The sequence below is a fragment of the Streptomyces sp. NPDC002209 genome (genome assembly GCF_042890265.1).
Taxonomy (GTDB): domain Bacteria; phylum Actinomycetota; class Actinomycetes; order Streptomycetales; family Streptomycetaceae; genus Streptomyces.
In genome coordinates, this window is sequence record NZ_JBIARX010000021.1 from 29,789 (window position 1) to 51,449 (window position 21,661).

Consider the following 21,661-nt stretch of genomic DNA (forward strand, 5'->3'; position numbering starts at 1 on the left):
TCAAGCTGAGGGGGTACGGGCGTGGGCGGGGCTCACGCTTCGGTTGCCCCTTCCTTGACGATGCGGCCGTGGAAGATAGCCAGGGCGATGACAACGGCCGCGACCTCGAGGACGACCAGCCCGGCGGTGAGGCCCAGGTCCAGCCCCGTGACCTGGACAGGCGGCCGGGGCGCCGGGACACCCAGAGCCGCGTACCTCTTCAATTCCTGGTTCTGATGCCACGCGTGGAATGGCACCCAGGCGGCGAGGAGGACAGCGAGCAGGCCTTCAATTGCGAGGACCGAGCGGTGGATGGCGGTGAACTTCCAGCCGCTGATGTGTTTGACGAAGATGGCCTGGGCGTTCTTGCGTGAGTAGACGATGCAGACGCCAACACCGGTGATGAGGAGCACGGTCATGGCCACGATGAGGTTGAACAGCTGCAGCCGGAAGTCGTTGACAGCCTCGCGCTGCTGCAGGGCGGCGTTCTGCCCGACGGGGCGCACCGCGGTCACGTAGGTCTGCAGCTTGTTCGCCGTGATCCCAGCCAGGACGTCGTCGGGGTCTGAGAAGACCACGCCTCCCTGGGTCGCGAACGCGGTATAGGCGTTGTCAGTGAGGAAAGTCGAGCCGTTGGGCACCACGAGGAGGACTGGATCGCGAACGAGGGACCGGTCCTGTTTCGTGTTGCGGAGGGCAGTGAAAGTCTGGTCACCGGGGTTATAGCCGAAGACGCGCTGTCCGCTCTTCGCCCGGAGCGTCTCTACCTGATCCGGGCGGATGCGCTTCGGATTGCCAGGGCTCAGTATCGCGGGGACCTTGGCGGCGATCGTCGACGCGTGCGCGGCGAGGGGCTCGGGGACGATGAGCCGCACCTTGCGTGTGTCCGGTGTCTTCTCGCTCTGTACTCCTGGGGGGTAGCGCCGTCCATCGGGGTCAAGGAATGGCTGCTTAGCGAGGAAGGTTTCATTGACGATGAGCATCTCGCCTTGGGGCAGGTGCTGGCTGGGGGAGATACTCTGAAGTTCGCGGCGCCCGGCAATGATGACTTGCCCCTCGGCGTCGGACCGGCGGAGCCACTGACCCACCGGTCCTTCCATTTTCGATGATTCACTGCCCAGGCTGCCGTTCAGGCGGATGGCAGTGGCGTTGCCCACCGAGGCGTAAGCTTCGCGGCTGCCCTGGCGCGCCGCCACGTCCTGACCTGCCAAGACGACGGAGGTGGCGATACTCAGAGCGAGGAGCAGGGCGGGGATTCGTACGAGGTAGGCACAGAGGGACGCCACCCGGGCAGGGAGTTCGCCCTTGAGGGCACGTAGTACTTCAATCCTGAAGGTCAAGGCAAGCGCGCCCGCATGGGCGGCCAGCATCAGCAGGATGAGCATGCCGGCGAGACCTGCGGCGACCGAAGCAAACAGGCTCAGCCATGCCAGGCCGTTGTACAGGCCGAGGAAGCCCAGCACCACTCCGGCCACCGCACAGGCCGCGACCGCCCAGAACACTGCCAATTGCCGCAGATCACGAGCAAGAACGTTGGCGAAGGACTTCCCTTGTAGCCGCTGGACCCCGTACGCCTTAGCGTTGAGCAGCAGGCTTGCGCCCGTCATTGTCACAGCGGCGAGTGCGACCACCAGCACGGACCAGCACAGAGGAGTGCCTGAGTACAAGGGGGCCAGTTCGCTGAATGAGAGCGGATGGTTCACGCTTGCAGTCAGGCCGTGACGGGCGAACTCGGCTACCAGCGCGTCGGCATCCTGGACGGAGCCGAATATGTAGTAAATGCCCCGCGGGTCTCGTTGTCCGATCTCGGCGATTGGATGGACAGCCGTACGGTAGTCCCGTCCGAACGCCGGATAGCCCTCGTCCAGCCATGACGCAGCGTCAGAGTCCGAGTGTCCCGGGGCGAGATAGAGATGCCGACGCTTGTCGGGATCCTGCAGATCCGGCACTTCACGGGCCACAGTGACCCCGTGGTCGGCCGCGAACGAGGCGACGGCCTGAGCGGTCTGGGAGCCGCTCGCCGAGCCGTCGGATTCTGAAACCCAGACCAGGGCGGAGTGGCCCAGCACCAAGTCCTCATCCAGCCCCCGCACAAACAGAAACGCCACGACCGCGGAGAAGGCCAGCACGGCGGCGTGGACGAACTTGATACCTCGGTGCAGCATTGATTACCTAGGTCAGGGCGCTCGGGGAGCGCAGCTCGGCGAGGTGGGCGACCTCTCCAGGCCGAGCTGGGGGGGCCTTTGCTCCCCCCCCACAGCTCGGGACGGCTACCAGGAAATAAACTGGAGCCGCGACGGGTGCCCGATCAGCAGGTTGAACGGTAGTACGACTTATTGCCCGACCACGCCTTGCCTGCCGACGCGTAGGACCAGTCGCCGGCGTCGACATCGCCGCTCGAGGAGAAGAACGAGCCCTGGACAGACGAGCCGTGGCACTTGTCCTTGTGGAGGTAGTTCGAGTACACCACCGAGTCGGTAACGCCGTAGTCCCACAGTCCGCCACTGACGTTGGCAGCCAGTGCCGGAGTGGCAGCCGCCGCAACAAGGGTGCCAGTGGTCAGGGCAATTCTGAACGCACGCTTGATCTGCACGATTAACTCTCCTTCATTAAAACGATCTTGACCAGAAGGGAGAGTGACAGCAAGACGCGGTAATGATCAACATTGCTAGAAATGTTTGGCTGGATTTGGGCGCGTGAGTCTGGTAACCGCCGGTCAAGCACATCGGTCGACAGGGCGGCACAAGGGAAATCGGGATCTGAGTCCGAGAAGGCCCTACGGCGGCTCGGCGCGGAAGGGCCTACTCCTGATGATCCGATGTCGTCATCGGTTCCTGGGGTGACGCCCCGGCTGGTCAGTGACCGGCTGTGCACGAGGCCCGGTGCACCGCGCTGACCAGCCCAGCTGCCTGCGCCTTGCACCTTTATCAAGCCAGACGGCGTGACCAAAAAGATCATGGCATGCACTGATTACCCGGCGGTAGCGTCGCGGGGTCGCCTGGTTCGGCGGCGAAGCTGAAGTTGACTGCGAAGGGAATATCGCGATGGTGATCATCAAGGCGCCGGCTCCGAAGAAGACCGAGCGCGAACGGCGGGTCTGCTGACGCAGCACGTGGGGGCGGGGCTTGGCTTGCCGACCAGGCGAGCCGGTCCCCGCCCCCCTTTTTTTTGGGGGCCTCGCAGCCACGGCCCCTGTTGGCTCGGGCTGCATCGGATTGAGGAACGCGGAGTGTCCAGGGTGGCAGTGGTCGTGTGTATCGGCGGAGGCGCCGGGGCTGGGAAGACGGAGCTGGCTCACTGCCTGCGTGACGCGGTCGCGGATACAGAGGTGGTCGCGCTGGACGACTTCTACAGCAGCGACCCCGTGCAGGCCCCGTCGGTGGCTCACCGCAGGAGCGGTGCCGCGATCGTCGACAAGGGCGACCCCCTGTCTGTGCGCTGGGACGACGTGGCGGCCGCAGTCGAGGAAGCGCGGCGGCGAGCGGGTTTGGTCGTAGTGGAGGGGATCTTCGCGCTGGCGGAGGCGATGCCGGAATTGGCGCAGACCCGGGTTTTCCTCGACACCCCCGCAGACCTGTGCCTGGCGCGGAAGCTCCTGCGGAAAGTCCGCGACGAGAACGAGCCCGCCGACGAGGTGGTGCTTAACTACCTTGAGCACGGGCGGGACACCTACCTGCGGCACATCCTGCCCACGATGCGGCGCGCGGACCTCGTTTTGGACGGCATACTGCCCGCCCGGGCGTCCGCGCTGGCGATTCACCGCCAGCTCGCCGCGCAGGAGGGCCGATGAACAGGCCGGTGCCGCGCTTGGGCCGGCACACGGTCGTTCAGAAGCAAGACGGCCGGTTCTACCTGTACGCCTCGCTCAGCGACAGCCTCATCGCCACCGAGCAGAGCCCCCAGGACCTGTTGGCCTCGAGCGGCTTCACCAGTGACGAACTCGCCTTCCTGGAGGAGGCGTCGGCAACAGACGCGCCGGATGCCGCCCAGCTGGTGGAGGACGCCTACCTGGAGAAGTTCCTGTGCGAGGGACTCCATCCGTATGTGGAGCTCACTGTGGAGGGCCGGGTCAGCGATGCGGTCGCCGCGACGTTGGACGCCACGCCCGTGCGCTCCCTCACCTGGCTCCAGGCTGCGGGCGGTCGGGTAGACCCGGTGTTCCTGCAGGTCATGCATGACCGCCTTGCCTCGCTGCGGGTCCAGCGTCTCGCCGCCGATGTGGCAGCGCTCCTCACTGCGGCCCCGGAGCCGCTACCGCCGCTGGATGTGAACTTGGCCGTCGGCGCGGACCTCGACCCAGATCTCCGCCAGGCTGAGCAGTTGGCCGTGGTCCTGGCGCAGGCGCGCAGTGTGACGGTGACAGTCCCAGCTGCCCCACTCGGAGGCTCTCGGGGCAGCCTCGCGCAGTTTCTCGCGAAGCTGGCGGACCTGCTGCCCTTGGCCGATGTCGGGGTTCAGGAAGACCGGAGGGTCGGCGCCGTGCCGCGGGCGGCAGGCGGTGCCGACGCGGTCCATGCGCTCGCAGCCGCGACCGGGGTACAGGTCCGCAACGCGGTGATCGGCACCGGCCCTAGGCCGCTCGGCTGTCCGGCCGCGGCTCCGGATGTTGTCTACATCGATGCAAGCGGCGCGGTGCGCAAGTGCCCGGCGGCCGGACCCGAAGGAAGCCTGGGGCGGACCGACGGCGGGTCACTTCGCGTGGACGCTGCGGTCGTCGCCAGGTGGGCCGCGGCCAACGGCTACCGGAACCGCCGCACGGAGTGCGTCTCGTGCGGGGTGCTGCCACGCTGCTTCGGGGAGTCGTGCCCGCGAACTCTGCTGTTGGAGGACACGACACGCTGCCTCAGCCCGGATGCACGGTTGCTGGCACAGGAACTTTCCGGCGAGCCGAAGGCAGGTGACGGGAGCTGTGACGCGGCGGTATGGCTGCCGCTCTGCACGCCGTCCAGCCTCGACCACGCCGATACAGACACCCGCTGGGGGACAGGAGCACGATGAAGAATCACGAGTTGTTCGACCGGCTGCGCGCGTTGGACGAGGTTCTGGGGATCGCGATTTGCGGATCACACCGGTTGCACACCGCCGATGCACTGTCGGACACCGACGCATGGGTGTTCGTTGACAATGCCGTGGCTCTGTCCGAGGCGTACTGCACCGACACGTACCTGGCCGAAGGCATGACCCACGAGATCCTGTCCGAGGGCCGCGACCACTCCGACGTCGAATGGGTGGTGTTCAACGTCCTGACCGAAGACGGGATCTTGAACCTGAAGTTCCTGACACTGTCCGTCCTGTCGGACTTCTGTGCCCGGCCGCCGTCACTGGACACCGGCTACATGGAGGACCTGGAGAACTACTGGACTATGGACGTGGCGTGGGAGAAGGACCACGCCCTGACGCGCCACCAGCGATTCCTCGGCGACTACGCGGTCCGACTGGTCGGCGACGACCTGGTCCACCAGATCGTCAGCCGCTACGCGTCGACGTACTGGCGCTCCGTCTTCCAAGGATTCCTGCGAGACGAGGTACACGCCTGGCGGTTCCTGGTCGCCGAGATGATCAAGGATCTGTGCGACATCGCACACCTGCAGTCCGGGCGGCTGCCCGCGCCGCGCAAGTGGGCATTCTCCCGTCCCGTACTAGGCGCCCTGCCGATCGGTGCCCAGCTGACCGCGGCGCTCGCCCAGACCAACGCCGCAGGCGACCCTGAAACCGACAAGGCCGCGGTGCTGGAGGTGTACCGGCTGCTGGCTGACATTGAGGGGGCACTGCTGTCCGAGGAATACCTCCACCGCGAATTTTGGTGGCGGTCGGTGTTCTTCGAGCGCATCAGCAACCTGCCAGCCGTACCCGCACCGCTGCGCGCACTCGCAGCCAGCGCGCCGCGACCGCTCCGGCTGGCTGCGTGGCCGGCCGGGACCCCACAGGACACGGCGGGGACACCTGGAGCCGAATGGGCCGGAACGGCGGCACAGTGACCGCGCCTGCGGCTGGGACCGCATCCCGGTATCCGCTCTACCTGGTCTCGTACTTCCTCATGGCGATCGCCGCGAGCATGGCCGGCGTCGCGATGAGCTTTGGAGTGTTGGCCAAGACCGGGTCGACGGCGCTGCTGGCCATCAACCTGGCCCTGTACTTCCTGCCCGCGCTGCTGTCCCCAGTCAGCGGCGCCGCGGTGGACCGATACGGTACCCGGCCCGTCTTGGCGGCATCGATTGCCGCGCGCGTGGTGCTGCTGGCCGCGTTCGCTGCGACCGTGGCCTGGTGGACGGCACCGGCCAGCGTCGCCGTACTCATGACCATCACCCTGCTGGTCGGGATCTTGAAACTGCCCACCAGCCCCGCCATGCGCAAGGTGTTCACCCGTACGCTGCCCGCAGACCGCTATGTGAAAGGCAACGCCCACCTGAGCATTGCCGGTCAGTCAGGGGCCGCCCTCAGTTTCCTGCTAGTGGGCGCAGCCATCGACCGGTTCGACGCTCCGATGGTTCTCGCTACGGCAGCAGGGGTGTTCGCCCTGGTCGGCGTGCTGACCTGGCCGCTTGCACACGCCACCCGCAGCCCGAACTCCGCAGCGACCACGCGGCGGCTGGCCGTCGATACCGCCGGGTTCGTGGCGCTGAAGACATCACCGGTGCTGCTGGCGAGCACCGCGATGACACTGGCCACCGTCATCGCGTTCACCCCCACCGAGGCAGTGCTCCCCGGCCAGATGCAGGACCAGGGACACGGCGCCAGCGGGTTTACCCACTTCCTCCTGGCATACAGCCTCGGGGTGCTGGCCGGTGGCGTGCTGATCGGCCGGCTCGACGACCCCCGCCACTTCCGCCGGCTGGTGCCGGCGGCCGCTACGGTACTCGTCCTGGCAGTCGCGGGTCTGGGCCTGTCCGCCGGGATCGCAGTGCTGCTCGCCCTCGGGCTCATAATCGGCGCCTGCTGCGCGATGCTTGAGTCGGTGGCGATGGCCCGTATCCACCAGCACGCTGACGAAGCCGTGCAGGGACGAGTGTTCGCCGCCCTGCACGGCACTGAGTCGGTTGTCCGGGCAGGCGTCCTGGGGCTGATCGCCGCCGCGACCGCACTCGGTGTCGGGCGGCTGTTGTGGCTTGCGGCTGCGGTCCCTGTCCTCGTGTTGACCGCTGCGGCCGTCGCCAGGCCGGGCCGCGACCGCGTTCCTGAGGGGGAGCCTGTTGAAGCGTCTTGACCACGCCGTGCTCGGCGTCACGGGTTCCTCCTCGGCTGCGGGCCTGGAAGAGCTGGTTGACCTGCTAGAACGCCACGTCGCCCATCGCGCGACTGTGCTGTGCACGCCGGACGCCGTGAAGTTCGTCCACGACACCGCCGTGCCGTTCCTCACCAACGCCGACTGGCAGGACCAGCCGATCCACACCTACCTCGCCGCGCAGGCTGACTTGCTGGTCATCGCGCCCGCCACTGCCAACACGGTGGCCAAGTGCGCGCTGGGCCTCGCCGACAACCTCGTCACTGCGACCTTCCTTGCCTCCCCCCGACCGGCTGTCGTGGTCCCGGCCACCAACCGCGTCATGTGGGAGGCGCCCACCACCAGGCGGCATGTCGCGGACCTGCGCGCCCGCGGGCACCACGTGTTGGAACCCGGGCCCGAGATTGCCATCAGCACCGGCGTCCTCGGCGACGGCCGCAGCCGCACCTGGCGGTCCGCCGTCGCCGAGATCGTCGAGCGCTATGCGCTGCACTGACCGCCGACCCGCTCGGGGCGGGCCAGTTCCGGCTGCCGGGGCGGGGAACAGAACAAACGAGCATACGGAGAAAGCACACCATGGCCTTCGAGGACTCCCTGGCCGACCTGCCGCACATGGTCACGACTACCCGCGACCCCGCGTCTGCCACAAGCCCCTACTTTGACAACCACGGCGTTATCGAGACAAACATCACCGACCGGGCGTTCTCCGTCACCGCAACGCTCACTGTGCAGTCCGCTGTGCAGATGGCCGATGGCGTCTTCGACCCAGGCCACGAGTTGTTGTCCGAGCTGTACAAGCCGCTCGGGCGGTGCATCGCCGTCGTCGACGAGGACGTCGACCGCGTTCACGGCCCCCACATCCGCGGCTACTTCGCTGCCCACGGCATCGACCTGAACCTGCTGGTGTGCCGGGCCCGCGAGCGGGACAAGAACCTGGGCACTGTCTCACGCATCGTCGACTTCCTGGGTACCAACGGCTGCGACGTCTCCCGCCGAGAGCCGGTCCTGGTGATCGGCGGCGGAGTCCTTAGCGACACTGCCGGCCTGGCTTGCGCGCTCCTGCACCGCCGCACCCCGTACGTCATGGTCGGCACCAGCATTGTCTCCGCGATCGACGCCGGCCCCTCCCCACGCACCTGCGTCAACGCTGACGGCTTCAAGAATTTCCTCGGCGCCTACCACCCGCCGGTCCTCACCGTCGTTGACCGCACCTTGCTGGCCACCCTCGATGCCCGCTACCTCCGCCACGGTGTTGCCGAGATGGTTAAGATGGCCGTCGTCGACGACGCCGAGCTATTCCGCCTCCTCGAACACGCCGGCCCCAACTTGGTCTCCACCGGATTCTCCCCGCCCGCCGACTCCGAACCGGACGTCGGCGGCCAGATCCTGTACCGCTCCCTCTACGCTTACATGAAGCATGAGGGCACCAACATGTTTGAGGCCTACCAGGACCGCCCGCACGCCTACGGACACACCTGGAGCCCGACCTTCGAGCCCCGCGCCCGTCTCCTCCACGGCCACGCCGTCGCCATCGAAATGTGCTTCAGCGCCGCCATCGCCCTCCAACTTGGCTGGATCAGCAAAGACGACCGGGCCCGTATCGTCCGGCTCTGCACCAGCCTCGGCCTAGCCGCGAACCATCCCGTCATCCACGACATCGATCTGCTCCTCCAAGCCCAGGAGTCCATGCGAGCCAAGCGCGGCGGACGCGCCCTGTGGGCCCCGCTCCCGCGCAAGGCCATCGGCAGTTGTGACTACCTCAGTGAAGCTCCCGCCTCACTCCTCAAATCTGCCGTCGCCGAACACGCCACGTTCTGCCGCCAACTTCCCGACAACGGCGCTGGCACACAGGTCGGCCTCCCCGACGAACCGTCTGACACCTGACCCTGCTTGTGACTGGGTGGTGTGGTGGCTGCGGTTGGTTGTCAGCGGGTGACCGGGGATCGGGTGTCGGCGTACTCATTGACCGACTCTGTCGCTGATCTTGTGATCGGGCTGTGGTCAGGTTCTGAGGATGCGGGTTCGTAGGAGGTCGCGTTTGGCTCGGCCGTAGCCGGCTCGCTCCGATGCCGCGCTCGATCAGCCACGCGGGCGGCTCAGCCGGCGGCCGGCGCCGTGCGGCAAGAGCCTCGCGCTCTTCCGCCGTGTTCAGCGCCCGCTCGGCGGGCACGAGGTCGCCGCGCAGGTAGGCCACGGCGGTGCGCAGGCGCGGCATGTTGAGCGACGCTGAAGATGAGCATGAAGGCGACGTGCTGGTTGTCGACGGGGTGGGATGAAACGACCCCGGCGGCCGTCAGGCCGCCGGGGTCCTCGTGAACACGGTGTCGGCTTCGTGCTCACTCTGTCGCGTGGGTCTCGGTGATGGCGGTCCGGGTGGAGGACTCGTCGACGATTCCCTTCTCCTCGGTGAAGGCGGCGATGAGGGACTGCCAGGCGATGTTGTTGACCGAGCGAGGCAGGCCGCGGCTGGTGAGGTGGACGAGCTCGACGGCGTCGTCCGAGAACAGCGTGTCCTCGCGCCCGGCGATCGTGAGGTGGTGCTTGATGTAGCTGGCGGTCTCCTCCTTCGTCATCGTGGGCATCTGGTAGCTGATCGAGATCCGCTGGTCCAGGGCCGCCAGGACGCCGTGCTTCATCCGCTTGCGCAGGGTGGGCTGGCGATCAGCAACACCGCGAACGGCGTTGTGGAGTCCATGTCGTAGTTGGTGAGCATGCGGATCGCGTCCAGCTCCTGGTGGTCGAGCAGGTGCGACTCGTCGATCACGACGGCCGGCGTCCTGCCCCGCTCGTCGACCTCCGCGGCCAGCGCGGCGGACGCCTGGGTGGCGAGAGCGGCCAGGTGGAACTTGGGGGTCCCGCCCAGGCTGGTGACGATGCGGTCGTAGAGGCCGCGCATGCCGACCTCGGGGTTGGGCTGGTAGATGACCGTGAACCGGGCTGGGTCGAGCGAGGCGACGGCGCCTTTGAGGGCGACTGTTTTGCCGGATCCGACTTCGCCGGTGACCACGCCGATCGCCCGGTTGTTGATGCACCAGGCGATGCGGGCGGCGGCTTCCCGGTGGGGGTGGTGCTGGTGGAGCATGGACGGGGCCAGGTTGCGGCCGAAGGGGACGCGGGTGAACCCGAAGTACCCCTGAACGCGGTCGATCATCGCGGTGCCCGCCCGTCGTCCATCAGGGACGAGTAGTTGATGCCCTTCGCGGTGTTCGCCGTGTGCGTCTCGCCGAGGATCTTCAGGTAGTCGATTCCAGTCGGCGGGGCCGGCTCCGACGGTGTCTCCGGCCGCGCCTTCGGATGGGTATGACGGCCCACCCGGTGCGGGAGGGCTTTGCCCGCCGTCTTCCCCGAGGCCCTCACCTCGATCTCGGTCAGGTCGAACGGGTCGAAGACCAGCTCGACCTTCATCCCGGCCAGCATCGGGTCGACCTCGTAGCTGTTGCCGTGCAGGCTGACCGTCGCGGTCTTCGTCACGGTCCGGAACTCCGACCACAAAAACGCCTCCCGAAGATCAGCGGGGCTGGGCAGCGGAAGCGGCCGGGGAATCGAACCCAGCCACCGTTCGATCGGAGGCTGCCCCGTCTCCGAGTGCACCGTGCGGTGATAGACCGTCTCCACCCACGCGGTGAAAAGCCTGTTCAGCTCGGCGAGATGCTCAATCTGACCGACACGTTCGTCATCGAGCTCGACCAGAAACTGGTCACGGACGGTGCGGAAGAACCGTTCGATCTTCCCCCTGCCCTGCGGCCGTCCCGGCTTGGAATGGGTGAGCCGAACGGCTAGGGACGCGCATGCTCGCAAGAGCCACGTGTCGACGAAGGCCGACCCGTTGTCGACGTAGATCGACTCCGGGACTCCACGGGCAGACAGCGCCGGCCGCAGGGCCGCGGCCAGGCGGACGGTGTCCTCGGCGAACCCGAACCGGTGGCCCACGATCGCCCGGGTGTGATCGTCGATGAACGCGAACAAGTACGTCTTGCGCCCTCCGATCCTCGGCCCGTGGAGGGCATCCCCGGTCCACAGCTCGTTGCCCCGGGTGGCCTCGAACCGCCCGAACACACTCTTCTCTCCGCTGGCGCCGGTCAGGCCGGCGTCCGCGAAGTGCCGCTGCAACGTCCGGTCCGTCGGCGACCACCCTTGTGTCGTCCGCAGGATCCGCTGGATCTGCGCGGCTGTCCGGGCGGGGTTCTCCTTCTTCAGCGCGGCCGCCAGATCCAGCACCTCCACCGGCGTCCGAGGGGTGACCTGCCGCTGGGCCGGCACCAACGCGGGGAAACCGCCGGCTCGGTAGTGGCGAGCCCAGCGGTCCAAAGTGCCGCGGGTCACCTTGACCTGCGGCCGAACGGGTTGGTGTGCTCTTTCGCGGCCAGTTCGCGGGCGAGCTTCCCGCGCTGGCGTGTCGTGAGCTTCGTGTCGATCAGGTCCTGGATCAGGCCGTAGCGGAACAGGCCCACCTGCCGGGCCCGCTCCGCCCGGCGACGGTCCTCGTCCTCACTCGGTGACATAGGCAACCCACCTCGCGTCTCGAACAGAGCCCGCCGCTCAGCCGGCGGACACGATCAAGACTTCCGGCACCCTCCGATCCCGCCCAGGGGCGGCCCGTGTTGATCAAACAGAGGAAGAAGACGAGGTCAGGATCCTGCCGCCTATCGCCCTCCCGGCGAACTCCCACCGCGACACCGTGAGCATGTGCGGCCACTTCGTCGTGGCTGCCTGATGGGCGGCCGCGACCGCCGAGACCGCGTCGGCGAACGTCGAAGGCGCCGCATCCGGCATCACCGGGTCGTCCGCGAGCGCGACCAGAGCGACGGTGAAATGCCGGCGCACGGCCTCCGCCCGTCCGGCGAATGCCCGCAACCAGCCGCGGACCGTGCCCTCGGCCAAGCCCAGGTGGGCAGCGATCTGGCGGTGGCCCATGCCCAACGCGGCTATCTCCAGTCCGGTCCCGATCACCACGGCCGCATCCGCCCGCCGCGGCCAGATCCCCTCCGCCAGGAGCACGTGCGTGACCTTGCAGCCCGAGCAACGCGTACGGTGTGGCCGCAGAAACAGACGCGTCCCCAGGTCACCCCGGACCTCCCGGGGCCGCCCATGCCCCCACGGCGCCAGGACCGAGGAACACAGCGGGCATTCCAGCTGGCCGGCTCGCAGCTGTCGCTCTACCAGCAGCGCGTCCGAGTCCACGATCAACACCGACAGCCTCCGCGGCAAAGCTGTGCTCAGCTCCGAGCACGGACGAAGTACCGCCAGCCTGCCCAAATGCCAAAGGATCATGTCGCTCAAGGCGCCGTTGACCCTGGACGAGGAATCGTCAGAACCCCTGGGCCTCGGTCACCCGGATTCCGGCTTCGCGACGTAGAGCAGAGCGTGCCGGCGCCCGGGCCACGTAGCGTCTGTCCCACCAACATGGATCTCGGCTGTGATCTCCGAACGTTGTTCGGGTCCGCCGCCGAGGAACACCTCGAGCTCGAAGATGATGTCGTCGAGGTCTTCTTCCACCTCAGCAGTGCGTGCGGTGATGGCGAAGTGGAGGACGATCGCGTCCGGTCGAGGCTCTACCGCGATACCGCGAAGGTGTGGCCCGATGAGTCCCAGCGCCGCTTGACCTGTTTGGTTGAGCAGGTAGTTCCTCCGCAGCAGGACGCGCTCTTCATCCGCTGTGAGTTGCGGGTTGTAGTACTGCCGGGCGGGGTGATCCACGTCCGTAGAGTACCGATCCCGTCGGCACGGCCCCACGTCGAGGCCTTCTGAACGAACGACGGCCCCATGGAACGTTCGTGTTCACCGTGTCGTCGTGCACGAAGAGACAGCCCAGTCCCGGACCCGGCTACATCCCGTGTGCAATGGGAATGTCGCCGTTACCCCGCTTCATGAACACGCTGAGAGTCGTCTAACACATTGCCGATGCGGTACGCCATCGCCGCCCGATCTCGATCAGGTACACCGCCCGAGACGGCCGGAGAAGCGAACGCACGTTGCACCCGTTCGGGATCGTCACCCATGCGGGCCGGTGGTACGTCACGGGCACGGATCCCGGGATCGGCCAGGACCGGACATTCCGGCTCGATCGCATTGCGGACGCGAGGGCCCTGCCCGGCTCCTTCGAGCCGCCCGCCGGACTCGATCCGGCACAGCGCGTCCTGTCAGGGCTCGCCAAGGCCGCGTACCGGCACGAAGTGACCCTGCGGATCCACGGGACGGTCGAACAGATCCGCACCCGGCTTCCTGCCAGTGTCGCGAGCGTGGAGGAGCCCGCGCCCGTGGAAGGCGTAGGTCCGCACATCGAGCGTTGGATCCACGTCGAATTGCGGGCAGAGAGGCTCGACTGGTTGCCTCCTGTACTCGCCTCGCTCGACCGGCCGTTCGTCATCGAGCGATCGGACGAACTCCGAGACCTTGTCATCGCGTTCGCCAACCGGTTCGCAGCCTCTGCCCGTCAAGCCTGACGTCGCTGTCTACTGCGCGAGTCCCAGCTGCGGATTCCCAAGTCACTGGCCTCGGGTCCGGTCCGCGCGCCGGGCGTGGGGACATCAGGGAAGGATCAGACCAAATGAGAAAGACCTGATATTCATGCTTCTGGGGTCAGATCACTTGAAATTGTCGGCGGTCCGGGTGTCTCAATTGATCTGGTTGCCGCAGGTCACGGCCCTGGATCCGGACCAGGTCACTTGCGACGGGACAACGGGCGGCCTCGCCCGCCAACTCGTCCAGCGCCGGGGAGCCAAGGGAGCGACACGGTGATGGCATTCTCGCCCTGCACGGGCGGCGTGCGCCTGCCGGCCCACGCTGCCCTGATCCCCCTGGGCGTACGCCGTGAGGGAAGCCGCAGCGTTCAACGCCTGACGGCCTTGCTGTGACTGGGAAGCCACCGGCTCCGGGCGCCCGGAGACGGTCCACGACTCGAAGCCGATGTGCCGACCAGTCCTCGCAGCCGGTACCGGCCAGCGACCGGACGTTGCACTCGTGTTGGTGGTGGCGGGCTCAGGTGTCAGAGCACCGGCGGGCGGCCCAGCCGGGTCATGCGCCACACCGTGCGCCACCTCATGGGGCGACGTGGCGGGCACGCGGTCCGCACGCCCTCGAAGAACCCGGCCCACCACGACTTGAGCCCTGCCAGGGGAGGGCGTTGGGCAACGGTGTAGGCCGCCCACGAGGCGAGGTATACGGGGACCAGGGCGGCCGGCAGGTTTCGCTTCGCCAGCCAGACGCGGTTGCGTCCGGTGTTCCGGTAGTAGACGGCATGGCGGGACGCCGGGGTTCGGGGATGCGTCAGCACCAGGTCTGCCCGGTAGTCGATCTGCCAGCCTGCGTCGAGCGCACGCCAGGCGAAGTCGGTTTCCTCGTGAGCGTAGAAGAACTGTGTGGGGAATTCGCCGGCTTGGTCGATCACGGGCATACGGATGGCGTGGGCGCCGCCCAGGAAGGTCGTGACCGGTCCGGAGACGAGCGGGTCGGCGCCGCCGAGGCGGGGTACGTGCCTGCGCTGGGAGATTCCCTCCTCGTCCGCGATGCGGAAGCCCACGATCCCCAGGCGGGGGTTGGCGGTGAACGCCTCCCTGACCAGTCGCAGGGTGTCGGTCCGGGGCAGCAGGCCGTCGTCGTCCAGGACCAGCACGACATCGACGCCTCCGTGCTTGCGTAGCCACTGCACTCCGGCGTTCCGGCCCCCCGGGATGCCCAGGTTCTCCGGCAGCTCGACGGCCGCAGCCCCGTCGCGAAGGTCCGGGAGCCTCACCCCCTGGCCGAGTACAACGACCGTCGCGGGGGCTCCTTCCTGGGCTGCCACCGACTCGAGGAGGGCCTGGAGCTCCTTCTCCCGGTCTCCCATGGTGAGGATCACCACGCCGACCGTGGGCATGTCCGTGTCGGCGTCGTTCACGCTTGAGCCCGCAGCATCTCGGCCGCGCGCTGGTTCAGGGCTTCCGCTCCTGGCACGCTGCGCCTTCGGTAGCCGGCCGCCGCGGACTGGATCGACCGGATCTCCTTCCGGTTCCGGTCCGAGGTCACGCCGTCCATGAAGTCGAGGGAGCGGTTCCACAGGGCCACGGCCTCTTCGCGCCGGCGCTGTGCCGCAACCGACTTTCCGAGGTTGACCATGGTGAGGCCGTGCACGCGCTGGTAGGTGCCCGGCACCCGGCCCCTGAGCGCTGCGCGGTAGTGCTTCTCGGCGGCCCGGTGGTCCTTCATCTCGGTCAAGGTCTTTCCGGTGTGCGAGGCGACGGTGGCCGAGACCGGCCCGGAAGCCGCGGCGTATGAGGGCACCTGATCGCCCCCGGCCAGCATCGCGTCTTCGGCCGACAGCAGCGAGGCCGCCGCCCTCTCGGCCTCTCCGCCAGCCCCGTACGCCCTGGCGCACGTGACCAGCAGGAGTGCCTCGGTCTTCCGGTCGATCTTGCCCGACGCGCGCCGCAGTGCTTCCTCCGCCAGGCCGATGCACGAGCCGGGGTGGCCGAGGTCGAGTGCCTGGTGGGTCAGGGCCCGCATCATCCACGCGCCGTGCCCGGCCGGGTCGGACTCGCAGGCCAGTTGGAAGCCGAGCAGGTAGTAACGCTGGGCCGCACACTCCCGGCCCAGGTCATGGTGCTTCCAGCCGACCAGGCACGCCAGCGTGGCAGCCGCTCCGAAGGCGCTTCGCCGTACCACCTCGGACGGGAATCGAGCCTCCAGCATGGGGACTACCGTGTCCGTCAAGTAGGCGGTCACCGTCGTCAGCCCGTGGCCGCCACCCAGCCGGTCGTCCGCGCTCCGGAAGGTCTCGGTGAGGTGAGCCACGGTGGCGACCTCCTCGGCACCGACGCTGCCGCCGCGTTCGGCCGCCCGGAGCGTGGCGGCGACGGCTTCGTGGTCGTAGGAGAGTGGCAGGCCGACAGCGGCTGTCGCGAAGGCGGCGTTGAGGAAGTCCCTGCGACGAAGCATGACGCATCTCCCGAGCTCGGCGGCACTGGCCAGCGGATCGGCACCCAGGGCCTCCCCAATGCCTGCGCAGCCTAGACCGATCTCGGTGAGCGTGACCTTCCGCTTCATCCTTCTGGTGAGAGCCTCGGCTATGTACGAGCGGGTCTGACCGCTTGGGGTACCGCCTGTGACCCAGGAGTGGACGGCCGAGCGGGAAGTGTGCAGTTCTTCCCCGGCCTCGGCGGCGACGGTACGGATCTCCCTGGCCAGGGCCTCGTACGTGCACCCGGCCTCGGCGATGGCGTCCGCCAGTGCAGCGTTCGCCGCCGAAGCGATCGGCGAGCTTGAACAGCTGCTCGATACGCCCGACCAGGGCCTGAAAACTGGGTGGCTATGTCACTCGCCTCGGATGTCGTTCCGAGGCGATCTCGGGAGTCACTGGTGCACGATTTTCATGATCAATGTCAGTGAGAGCCGATGTCGCTCGGAGGCGTCCGGAGCGACTATGAGGTGGGACGCCTGCGCCTTTCAGTGCTGCGGCTGGCGGGAGAGGCCAGTTCGAGTGCCCGGTTGTCGTGGCCTACCGCCATGTCGTCCAGCCAGAGCTCAACCAGGCGATGAAGTCCGGTGCTGGAGAGAGGTTGGGGCCCCAGAATCCATCGGAATTGCCCTTGAGGATGCGTCCGGTCAGCGGTCCCGTGATTCCCAGCAGAACGCCACGAGGTCAGCACCGCCCTCGACCCCGCCCACTGGCGCGCGACGGGCTGGACCGTCGACCAGCTCGGACGCCCCGTTTTCAAGTAGATCGTGCGGCCGTGGCTGTGGCGCCCCCCTTTCACCCAGACCTTGGCTTGCCGGTTAGTGGAAGAACTCCCAGATGGTGTACAGGTCGCCGGCCACGCGTGCGGCGGACAGCGGCGCCTTCCAGTACCAGGACAGGCCGTCGTACCACGCCTTGAAGTCGCTTTGCTTTCCGGCGACGGCCGAGGCGAAGCCCGGCACCTTCTTGAGCAGCTTGATGAGAGGGTGGGATGGCAGCGGCCGCTTCCCCCCGACTTCGGAGAGGCGGCCGCTGCGTTGGCTCAGGTGAGGGCGTCTACGCGCTGGGGGCGGGGAGAGGCGCTGTGCCGAGGGTGGGGATGGTCCAGCGCTGGGCGGGGCTGCCGTTGCAGTCGAACAGCCGGAGCGGGGTTCCGGGACGGGTGTCGAAGTTGCCGAGGTCGACGCAGCGGCCGGAGACCGGGTTGTGGATGCTGCCATTGGCTCGGGGGAGGAACCGCTGGCGCGGGGCGCTGCTGTCGCAGGTTTGGAGTTCGATGAGCGTCGTGTTCGCGGTGCCAGCGTTCACCGCGCCGAGGCACTTGCCGTTGGTACGGATGGTTCCGTCGCCCCGGATCTGGAACTTCTGGGCGTCGCTGCCGTTGCAGGCGGCGATCTGGATCTTGTTGCCGTCGTCGGGGCGGTTGAAGTCGTTGTCGACGCAGTTGGCGGCCGAGACCGTCAGAGCAATCGGGCCGACGGCGTCCGGGGCGGTGGGGGCGACGGCGTACGGATAGACCGCGAAGTCGCTGATGCCACCGTCAAGCGCGTCCGCACTGGCTCCGTCGGCCTTGAACCGTCCGAGGACGAGAGGCCCACCGGCGGCAGGGCTCGTGGAGGCCCGGTGCTGCGCGGTGCCAGCCAGGACCCCGTTGACGTAGAGGCTCATGAGGCCGGTGTCGGCGTTGTAGACGGCTGTCAGGCGGGCCCACGTGTTCGGGGTGAACCGGGCGGCGTCGTTGGCGATGTCGGTGTAGTCGAACGGCCATCCGTCGGCATCGGCGTGAGCCAGGGCAAAGCGCCAGTGCGAGGAGTCGGCATACAGGATGAAGGAGCTCGTCCGATTCCCGTCCTGGCTGGCGATGAGCCTCCTCTCGGCCCCGGCTTTGGCCCAGGTGCTAATGGTGAAGCTCTTCGTCGTGTCGACGGCCGAACGGGCGGCCGTGATGGTCGCTTGTGCCTCTGAGCCCTTGAAAGCGGCGTAGGTGGCTGCGCGGCCGCCGATCGTGTCGGGCGAGAACGTGATGCCGGTCGTGGTGGCGTCGTTGGTGCCGACCGCATCCCGGGTCATGGTGCCGTCCTGCCCGGTCAGCTTCCACTGCGCGGTCGGCATGTTGAGGTTGCCCATGAAGATCGGGGTCACATCGACGTCGGTGACCGTGGGGTGTGGGACAGTGCCGCCATTCGGGGCGGTACCCGTGCCTTTGAACGCGACGAGTTGCTGACTTCCATCTACAGCCCACAGATCAGGGATGCCGTCCCCGGTGAGGTCGCCGTCGGAGCCGACCCGCGGGTAGCGGGAAGGTTCGAACTTGCCGCCGATCGTGCCTGCAGACGGGTCGGTGAAGCCGCTGAGGTCGGGTTCCTGCGTCATGCCCCTGACCGGGAAGGCGTGCAGAGTGCCGTCGGCCTTGGATCGGGCCCAGAGAGTCGGCAGGTCTGTGCCCTGTGCCCGCCCAGGAGTGATCAACTCGTAGCCGTCCCATCGGGCGTCGTTGGCTGAAAGCAGGACGGATCGGGGCCCGAGCTTGTTTACAGTTCCGGCCGCGGCGAGCCAGAGCCGCCCGTTCTCGACGAAGAGCAGGGAAGTACGCCCCAATGCCCCGTCCTTTGCGGTGTCCCCGGACAGTGAGCCGAAGGCCGCGATCTGCGTCACCTTGGACCAGTCGGTGCCGTAACCGTGAGCGGTGCAGTCGATTGCTGCCCCGGCGGGTGTGACACAGCTGCCGGGCTTGGCCATGGTCACGGGTGCCGTGCCATCGAGGCCGCCGGTCGCGTCGTTGAGATAGATGTACAACTTGGGCTGGCCCGGCTGGTGGGCAAAGAGATCGTCAACGGATTTCTCACCCAGGCTGCCGCGGTGGGTGGTGTGGATGCCATTCCAGCCGTTCCAGCCGGGGGCCAGCTGAGGGCGGGCGCTGGGCGCCGCACCAGGGTCGCTGTCGCCCCCGACTAGGCGCAGCGTGCCGGCGCTGTCGGGCAGGAGGATGTCCGCCCTCCGGTCGCCGGTGAGATCGCCGAAGATCGGGGCAGGGCTGTTCGGGTTGGACGGCGCGTAGTAGCTGTAGGCGACGGGCTGGGAGAGGTTGCCGGCGTTGTCCTGGGTCTGCAGGTAGAGGTAGTTGGTACCCCACCGCTGGGGGGTGACCTTGATGGTGGTCTTTCCGTCGGTGAGCTTGGCTATGCCGGTTTCTGTATCGGTGCACTTCCAGTTGCCGGCCGCGGCCTTGACGGGGTCCGTGGTCCAGCGGGCGCAGGCCAGGCCCGAAGCGCGCCCGCCGGCTGCGGGTGCGGGATCGGTGCCTGAGAGGGTGAACGTTCCTTCATCATCCGCACGCTTGGGGTGGGCGCCGATCGTGCCTGAGGCCGGGAAGTCGGTGGAGGTGACGGCTGCGGTGGGCGGGGTGCGGTCGACGCGCAGGAAGCACCATTCCGTGGCCGCGCTGGTCAGTGTCCCGTCCGTGGTGCGTGCGGTCCAGCCGTACTGGTGGCCGTCGGTCAGTGCGCCGACGTCGACGGTCGCGTCTCCGTAGTCGCCGTTCCAGCCGGTCTGGGCGTATTCGGTCTTGCCGGTGTCGTCGTCCCAGTACTGGAAGGTCGTCTGGAGCTGGCGCTTGGTGGCCGAGTACGTGGCGGTGGTGAGGGTGATGTTGTTGTTGGCGCCGACCCAGCCGGGGTTGTCCCAGGGGGTCGCGGTGCCGGGCGTGCGGCAGTCGGCGTACGAGGCCGAGTTCGCGAAGCCGGGAGTGGGACGGGTGCGGGGCCACCACACGGTCGGCGTGATGTCGTACTCGACGGTGATGTGCGGGGTGTTCTCGTACCGCTGCCGGTAGTACTTGTTGTACTCGTCGTCGGGGGCGAGGCCGACGGTGATGGTGGGCCACTGGTACCGGGCGGCGTTCTTCACCAGGTCCGTGACGTTGAAGTCGATCTGGCCGGTGCCCGACATGCTGGTGTGACCGACCTGGCTGCAGCCCTGCATGGTGGAGCCCGTGCCGCAGGGCTGCCGGTTCCAGCTGGTCGGGTTGCCGATGGCGTTGGTGGAGTACAGGCCCATCGGTGTGCCGGTGCTCGGGCTGGACGAGGAGATCACGGTCGCGGAGAACGTCGCGTTGATGATCTCGGTGTTGTACAGCCTCGAGTCGACCCCGATCTGGAAGTAGGCGCGGGTGCGGCCGATTCCGGTGCAGGGCGGGTTGCCGATGTTGTATCCGCAGTAGCCGGTGGCCGGCTTGTCCTGGCCGTACTCGGTGCCGTTGAACTCGTTCGTGTCCGGGTAGGCCTCCTGGACCTGCGCCCAGGCCTGGTTGGGGTTGTCCAGAACCGGATTCCAGCCCGGGTCGATGTACCAGGGGCCTGTGCCCTTGCCCAGCAGATCGGGATCGGGGACGAGCTCGATCCCCTTCGAGTCGGCCGTCGTCCTGACCGGCTTTACGGTGGCGCCCGCGCCCGGGCCGTCCGCGGTGGAGGCCGCGGGCGGATCATCGGTGGCCGGGGCGGACTGCGGGGCGTCGGCGCCGGCCGACTTGCTCAGGCGCTGGGCGGTGGCCGGAGCCGGTGCGGCGGCCGAGTCCCACATGAAGGAGCTCGGGCTGGTGAAGCGGGTCCGGCCCTTGGCGTCCTTGATGTCGAGGTTGCCTGCGCTGTCGCCGGTGACGGTCAGCCCGTCTGCCTCGACATCCAGCCGCAGCTTCCTGACCGCCGGGTCCGCGGCGGCCTGGGCGGTGCGGACGATCAGGACCTGGCTCCAGCCGCCCTGCCGGTCGGCGGTCAGTCGCAGGTCCACGTCGGGAAGGACGTTCCGATAGAGGGCGCTGTCCGCGACGAGTGTGGGCTTGGGGAGCGCGAACGGGGTCTTGAAGGCGACTTTCCGGCCGTCGGCCGTGGCCATGGAGACCATGGGGCCCGTGCCGCCGCCGGAGAAGCTGAGCTTCGAGGAGACCGCGGCCGGTACGACGGCACCGTCAGCGGCGCCGTGGAGCGTGGCGTCGAGCGCGCGCCACTGCCCGTCCGCGCCCTTCGTGCGCTCCGGTACGGCAGTGGCATCGGTGGTCAGCGTGCCGCCGGGATTGGCGAACGTCTGCGAGCCCGCGGTGGTCAGATCGGCGACGGCCACCCGCTTTCCGCTGCTCCTGGCCTCGGCGAGGGCCTTGGTGATGGCCGTTTCCTGCGCGCTCGGCGCCGGTTTGGGCGGAGGCGCGGGCCAGGCGGACTGCCCTGGTCCGTGGCCACGCACACCGCCGTCGGCCGCTGCGGGCGGAGCGGCGATCAGGCCGGTTCCGAGCGAGAGTACGGCTGCTCCGGCGACGGGCAGCATCGAGACGCGCAAGGCCCGCCGAGTGCGGCCCCCCGGCCTTGGTGTCCGCAATGCTGAAAATGACGATCTCACGTGAGAGCCCCCCTGAGCTGTGAGACGGACAGAAGTCAGCCGCACAATCTCTTCACGTCTGCAATTCTGTCAACGCTTTATGAGATTCCGCTGTCCGCTTTGGGTGGTGAACGCCCGAGGTGCACCTCAAGTGACATGAG

Annotated in this window: 18 protein-coding genes and 1 pseudogene; 7 read left to right on the forward strand and 12 right to left on the reverse strand. The window is 67.9% G+C overall.

All coding sequences use genetic code 11. The annotated features are described in order from the left end of the window. Positions 1 to 32: 32 nt before the first annotated feature. Together ACFYXK_RS29230 and ACFYXK_RS29235 are read right to left on the reverse strand one after the other, a co-directional pair. Positions 33 to 2,144, reverse strand: coding sequence for a hypothetical protein (locus ACFYXK_RS29230; protein ID WP_389413830.1), 2,112 nt, complete (start codon positions 2,142 to 2,144; stop codon positions 33 to 35). A gap of 143 nt (positions 2,145 to 2,287) precedes the next feature. Beyond that, positions 2,288 to 2,572 carry a lactococcin 972 family bacteriocin gene (locus ACFYXK_RS29235; RefSeq protein ID WP_389413831.1) on the reverse strand — a complete coding sequence of 95 codons (285 nt, stop codon included), beginning with the start codon at positions 2,570 to 2,572 and terminating at the stop codon, positions 2,288 to 2,290. 735 nt (positions 2,573 to 3,307) lie between these two features. Between ACFYXK_RS29235 and ACFYXK_RS29240 the strand changes: the two genes are divergently transcribed. The 6 genes from ACFYXK_RS29240 (at position 3,308) to ACFYXK_RS29265 (ending at position 9,085) form a co-directional block, all read left to right on the forward strand. Next, on the forward strand, positions 3,308 to 3,769 hold the full coding sequence (locus tag ACFYXK_RS29240; RefSeq protein WP_389413832.1) for a uridine kinase: 462 nt from the start codon (positions 3,308 to 3,310) through the stop codon (positions 3,767 to 3,769). Then, positions 3,766 to 4,977, forward strand: a complete 1,212-nt coding sequence (locus ACFYXK_RS29245) for a hypothetical protein (RefSeq protein WP_389413833.1) — start codon at positions 3,766 to 3,768, stop codon at positions 4,975 to 4,977. The genes ACFYXK_RS29240 and ACFYXK_RS29245 overlap by 4 nt, the downstream gene beginning before the upstream one ends. Positions 4,978 to 4,988: 11 nt before the next feature. After that, a complete protein-coding gene (locus ACFYXK_RS29250; RefSeq protein WP_389413834.1) occupies positions 4,989 to 5,957 on the forward strand; it encodes a hypothetical protein in 969 nt (322 codons plus the stop codon). Next, the gene (locus tag ACFYXK_RS29255) at positions 5,933 to 7,183 is read left to right on the forward strand and encodes an MFS transporter (RefSeq protein WP_389413835.1); all 1,251 of its coding nucleotides are present in this window, start codon (positions 5,933 to 5,935) and stop codon (positions 7,181 to 7,183) included. Before ACFYXK_RS29250 ends, ACFYXK_RS29255 begins: the two co-directional genes overlap by 25 nt. Further along, positions 7,170 to 7,697, forward strand: coding sequence for a flavoprotein (locus ACFYXK_RS29260; RefSeq protein ID WP_389413836.1), 528 nt, complete (start codon positions 7,170 to 7,172; stop codon positions 7,695 to 7,697). Before ACFYXK_RS29255 ends, ACFYXK_RS29260 begins: the two co-directional genes overlap by 14 nt. Before the next feature lie 80 nt (positions 7,698 to 7,777). Continuing rightward, positions 7,778 to 9,085, forward strand: a complete 1,308-nt coding sequence (locus ACFYXK_RS29265) for a sedoheptulose 7-phosphate cyclase (protein WP_389413837.1) — start codon at positions 7,778 to 7,780, stop codon at positions 9,083 to 9,085. Positions 9,086 to 9,537: 452 nt separating this feature from the next. On the opposite strand, the gene ACFYXK_RS29270 is transcribed toward ACFYXK_RS29265, so the two are convergent. The 6 genes from ACFYXK_RS29270 to ACFYXK_RS29295 form a co-directional block, all read right to left on the reverse strand. Further along, on the reverse strand, positions 9,538 to 9,837 hold the full coding sequence (locus ACFYXK_RS29270) for a hypothetical protein (RefSeq protein WP_389413838.1): 300 nt from the start codon (positions 9,835 to 9,837) through the stop codon (positions 9,538 to 9,540). After that, positions 9,834 to 10,352 carry an AAA family ATPase gene (locus ACFYXK_RS29275; RefSeq protein WP_389413839.1) on the reverse strand — a complete coding sequence of 173 codons (519 nt, stop codon included), beginning with the start codon at positions 10,350 to 10,352 and terminating at the stop codon, positions 9,834 to 9,836. The genes ACFYXK_RS29270 and ACFYXK_RS29275 overlap by 4 nt, the downstream gene beginning before the upstream one ends. Continuing rightward, entirely contained in the window at positions 10,349 to 11,419 is a 1,071-nt protein-coding gene (locus ACFYXK_RS29280) for a DDE-type integrase/transposase/recombinase (protein WP_389413840.1), read from the reverse strand. Before ACFYXK_RS29280 ends, ACFYXK_RS29275 begins: the two co-directional genes overlap by 4 nt. Before the next feature lie 101 nt (positions 11,420 to 11,520). Then, entirely contained in the window at positions 11,521 to 11,703 is a 183-nt protein-coding gene (locus ACFYXK_RS29285; protein ID WP_389413841.1) for a hypothetical protein, read from the reverse strand. A 103-nt stretch (positions 11,704 to 11,806) separates the two neighbouring features. Next, positions 11,807 to 12,199 (reverse strand): hypothetical protein, encoded by a 393-nt coding sequence (locus ACFYXK_RS29290; protein ID WP_389413842.1) that lies wholly within the window; start codon positions 12,197 to 12,199, stop codon positions 11,807 to 11,809. Between the two features lie 330 nt (positions 12,200 to 12,529). Further along, positions 12,530 to 12,898: a hypothetical protein gene (locus ACFYXK_RS29295; RefSeq protein ID WP_389413843.1), complete on the reverse strand. Its 369-nt coding sequence runs from the start codon at positions 12,896 to 12,898 to the stop codon at positions 12,530 to 12,532. A gap of 197 nt (positions 12,899 to 13,095) precedes the next feature. Between ACFYXK_RS29295 and ACFYXK_RS29300 the strand changes: the two are divergent. Next, a pseudogene (locus tag ACFYXK_RS29300) lies at positions 13,096 to 13,644 on the forward strand (WYL domain-containing protein); the annotation flags it as partial. Between the two features lie 542 nt (positions 13,645 to 14,186). Here the strand turns inward: ACFYXK_RS29300 and ACFYXK_RS29305 are convergent. The 4 genes from ACFYXK_RS29305 to ACFYXK_RS29320 all read right to left on the reverse strand — a co-directional run bounded on the left by ACFYXK_RS29305 (position 14,187) and on the right by ACFYXK_RS29320 (position 21,461). Then, on the reverse strand, positions 14,187 to 15,056 hold the full coding sequence (locus tag ACFYXK_RS29305) for a glycosyltransferase family 2 protein (RefSeq protein WP_389413890.1): 870 nt from the start codon (positions 15,054 to 15,056) through the stop codon (positions 14,187 to 14,189). A gap of 17 nt (positions 15,057 to 15,073) precedes the next feature. After that, entirely contained in the window at positions 15,074 to 16,429 is a 1,356-nt protein-coding gene (locus ACFYXK_RS29310) for a tetratricopeptide repeat protein (RefSeq protein WP_389413891.1), read from the reverse strand. Positions 16,430 to 16,951: 522 nt separating this feature from the next. Then, positions 16,952 to 17,095: a hypothetical protein gene (locus ACFYXK_RS29315; protein WP_389413844.1), complete on the reverse strand. Its 144-nt coding sequence runs from the start codon at positions 17,093 to 17,095 to the stop codon at positions 16,952 to 16,954. 94 nt (positions 17,096 to 17,189) lie between these two features. Beyond that, positions 17,190 to 21,461, reverse strand: coding sequence for a ricin-type beta-trefoil lectin domain protein (locus tag ACFYXK_RS29320; RefSeq protein WP_389413845.1), 4,272 nt, complete (start codon positions 21,459 to 21,461; stop codon positions 17,190 to 17,192). Positions 21,462 to 21,661: the final 200 nt, after the last annotated feature.

Coding starts and splice junctions, on each gene's coding strand:
- ACFYXK_RS29305 (WP_389413890.1), bottom strand. CDS start 15,056: ATGCCCACGGTCGGCGTGGTGATCCTCACCATGGGAGACCGGGAGAAG.
- ACFYXK_RS29245 (WP_389413833.1), top strand. CDS start 3,766: ATGAACAGGCCGGTGCCGCGCTTGGGCCGGCACACGGTCGTTCAGAAG.
- ACFYXK_RS29270 (WP_389413838.1), bottom strand. CDS start 9,837: ATGAAGCACGGCGTCCTGGCGGCCCTGGACCAGCGGATCTCGATCAGC.
- ACFYXK_RS29230 (WP_389413830.1), bottom strand. CDS start 2,144: ATGCTGCACCGAGGTATCAAGTTCGTCCACGCCGCCGTGCTGGCCTTC.
- ACFYXK_RS29285 (WP_389413841.1), bottom strand. CDS start 11,703: ATGTCACCGAGTGAGGACGAGGACCGTCGCCGGGCGGAGCGGGCCCGG.
- ACFYXK_RS29275 (WP_389413839.1), bottom strand. CDS start 10,352: ATGATCGACCGCGTTCAGGGGTACTTCGGGTTCACCCGCGTCCCCTTC.
- ACFYXK_RS29265 (WP_389413837.1), top strand. CDS start 7,778: ATGGCCTTCGAGGACTCCCTGGCCGACCTGCCGCACATGGTCACGACT.
- ACFYXK_RS29255 (WP_389413835.1), top strand. CDS start 5,933: ATGGGCCGGAACGGCGGCACAGTGACCGCGCCTGCGGCTGGGACCGCA.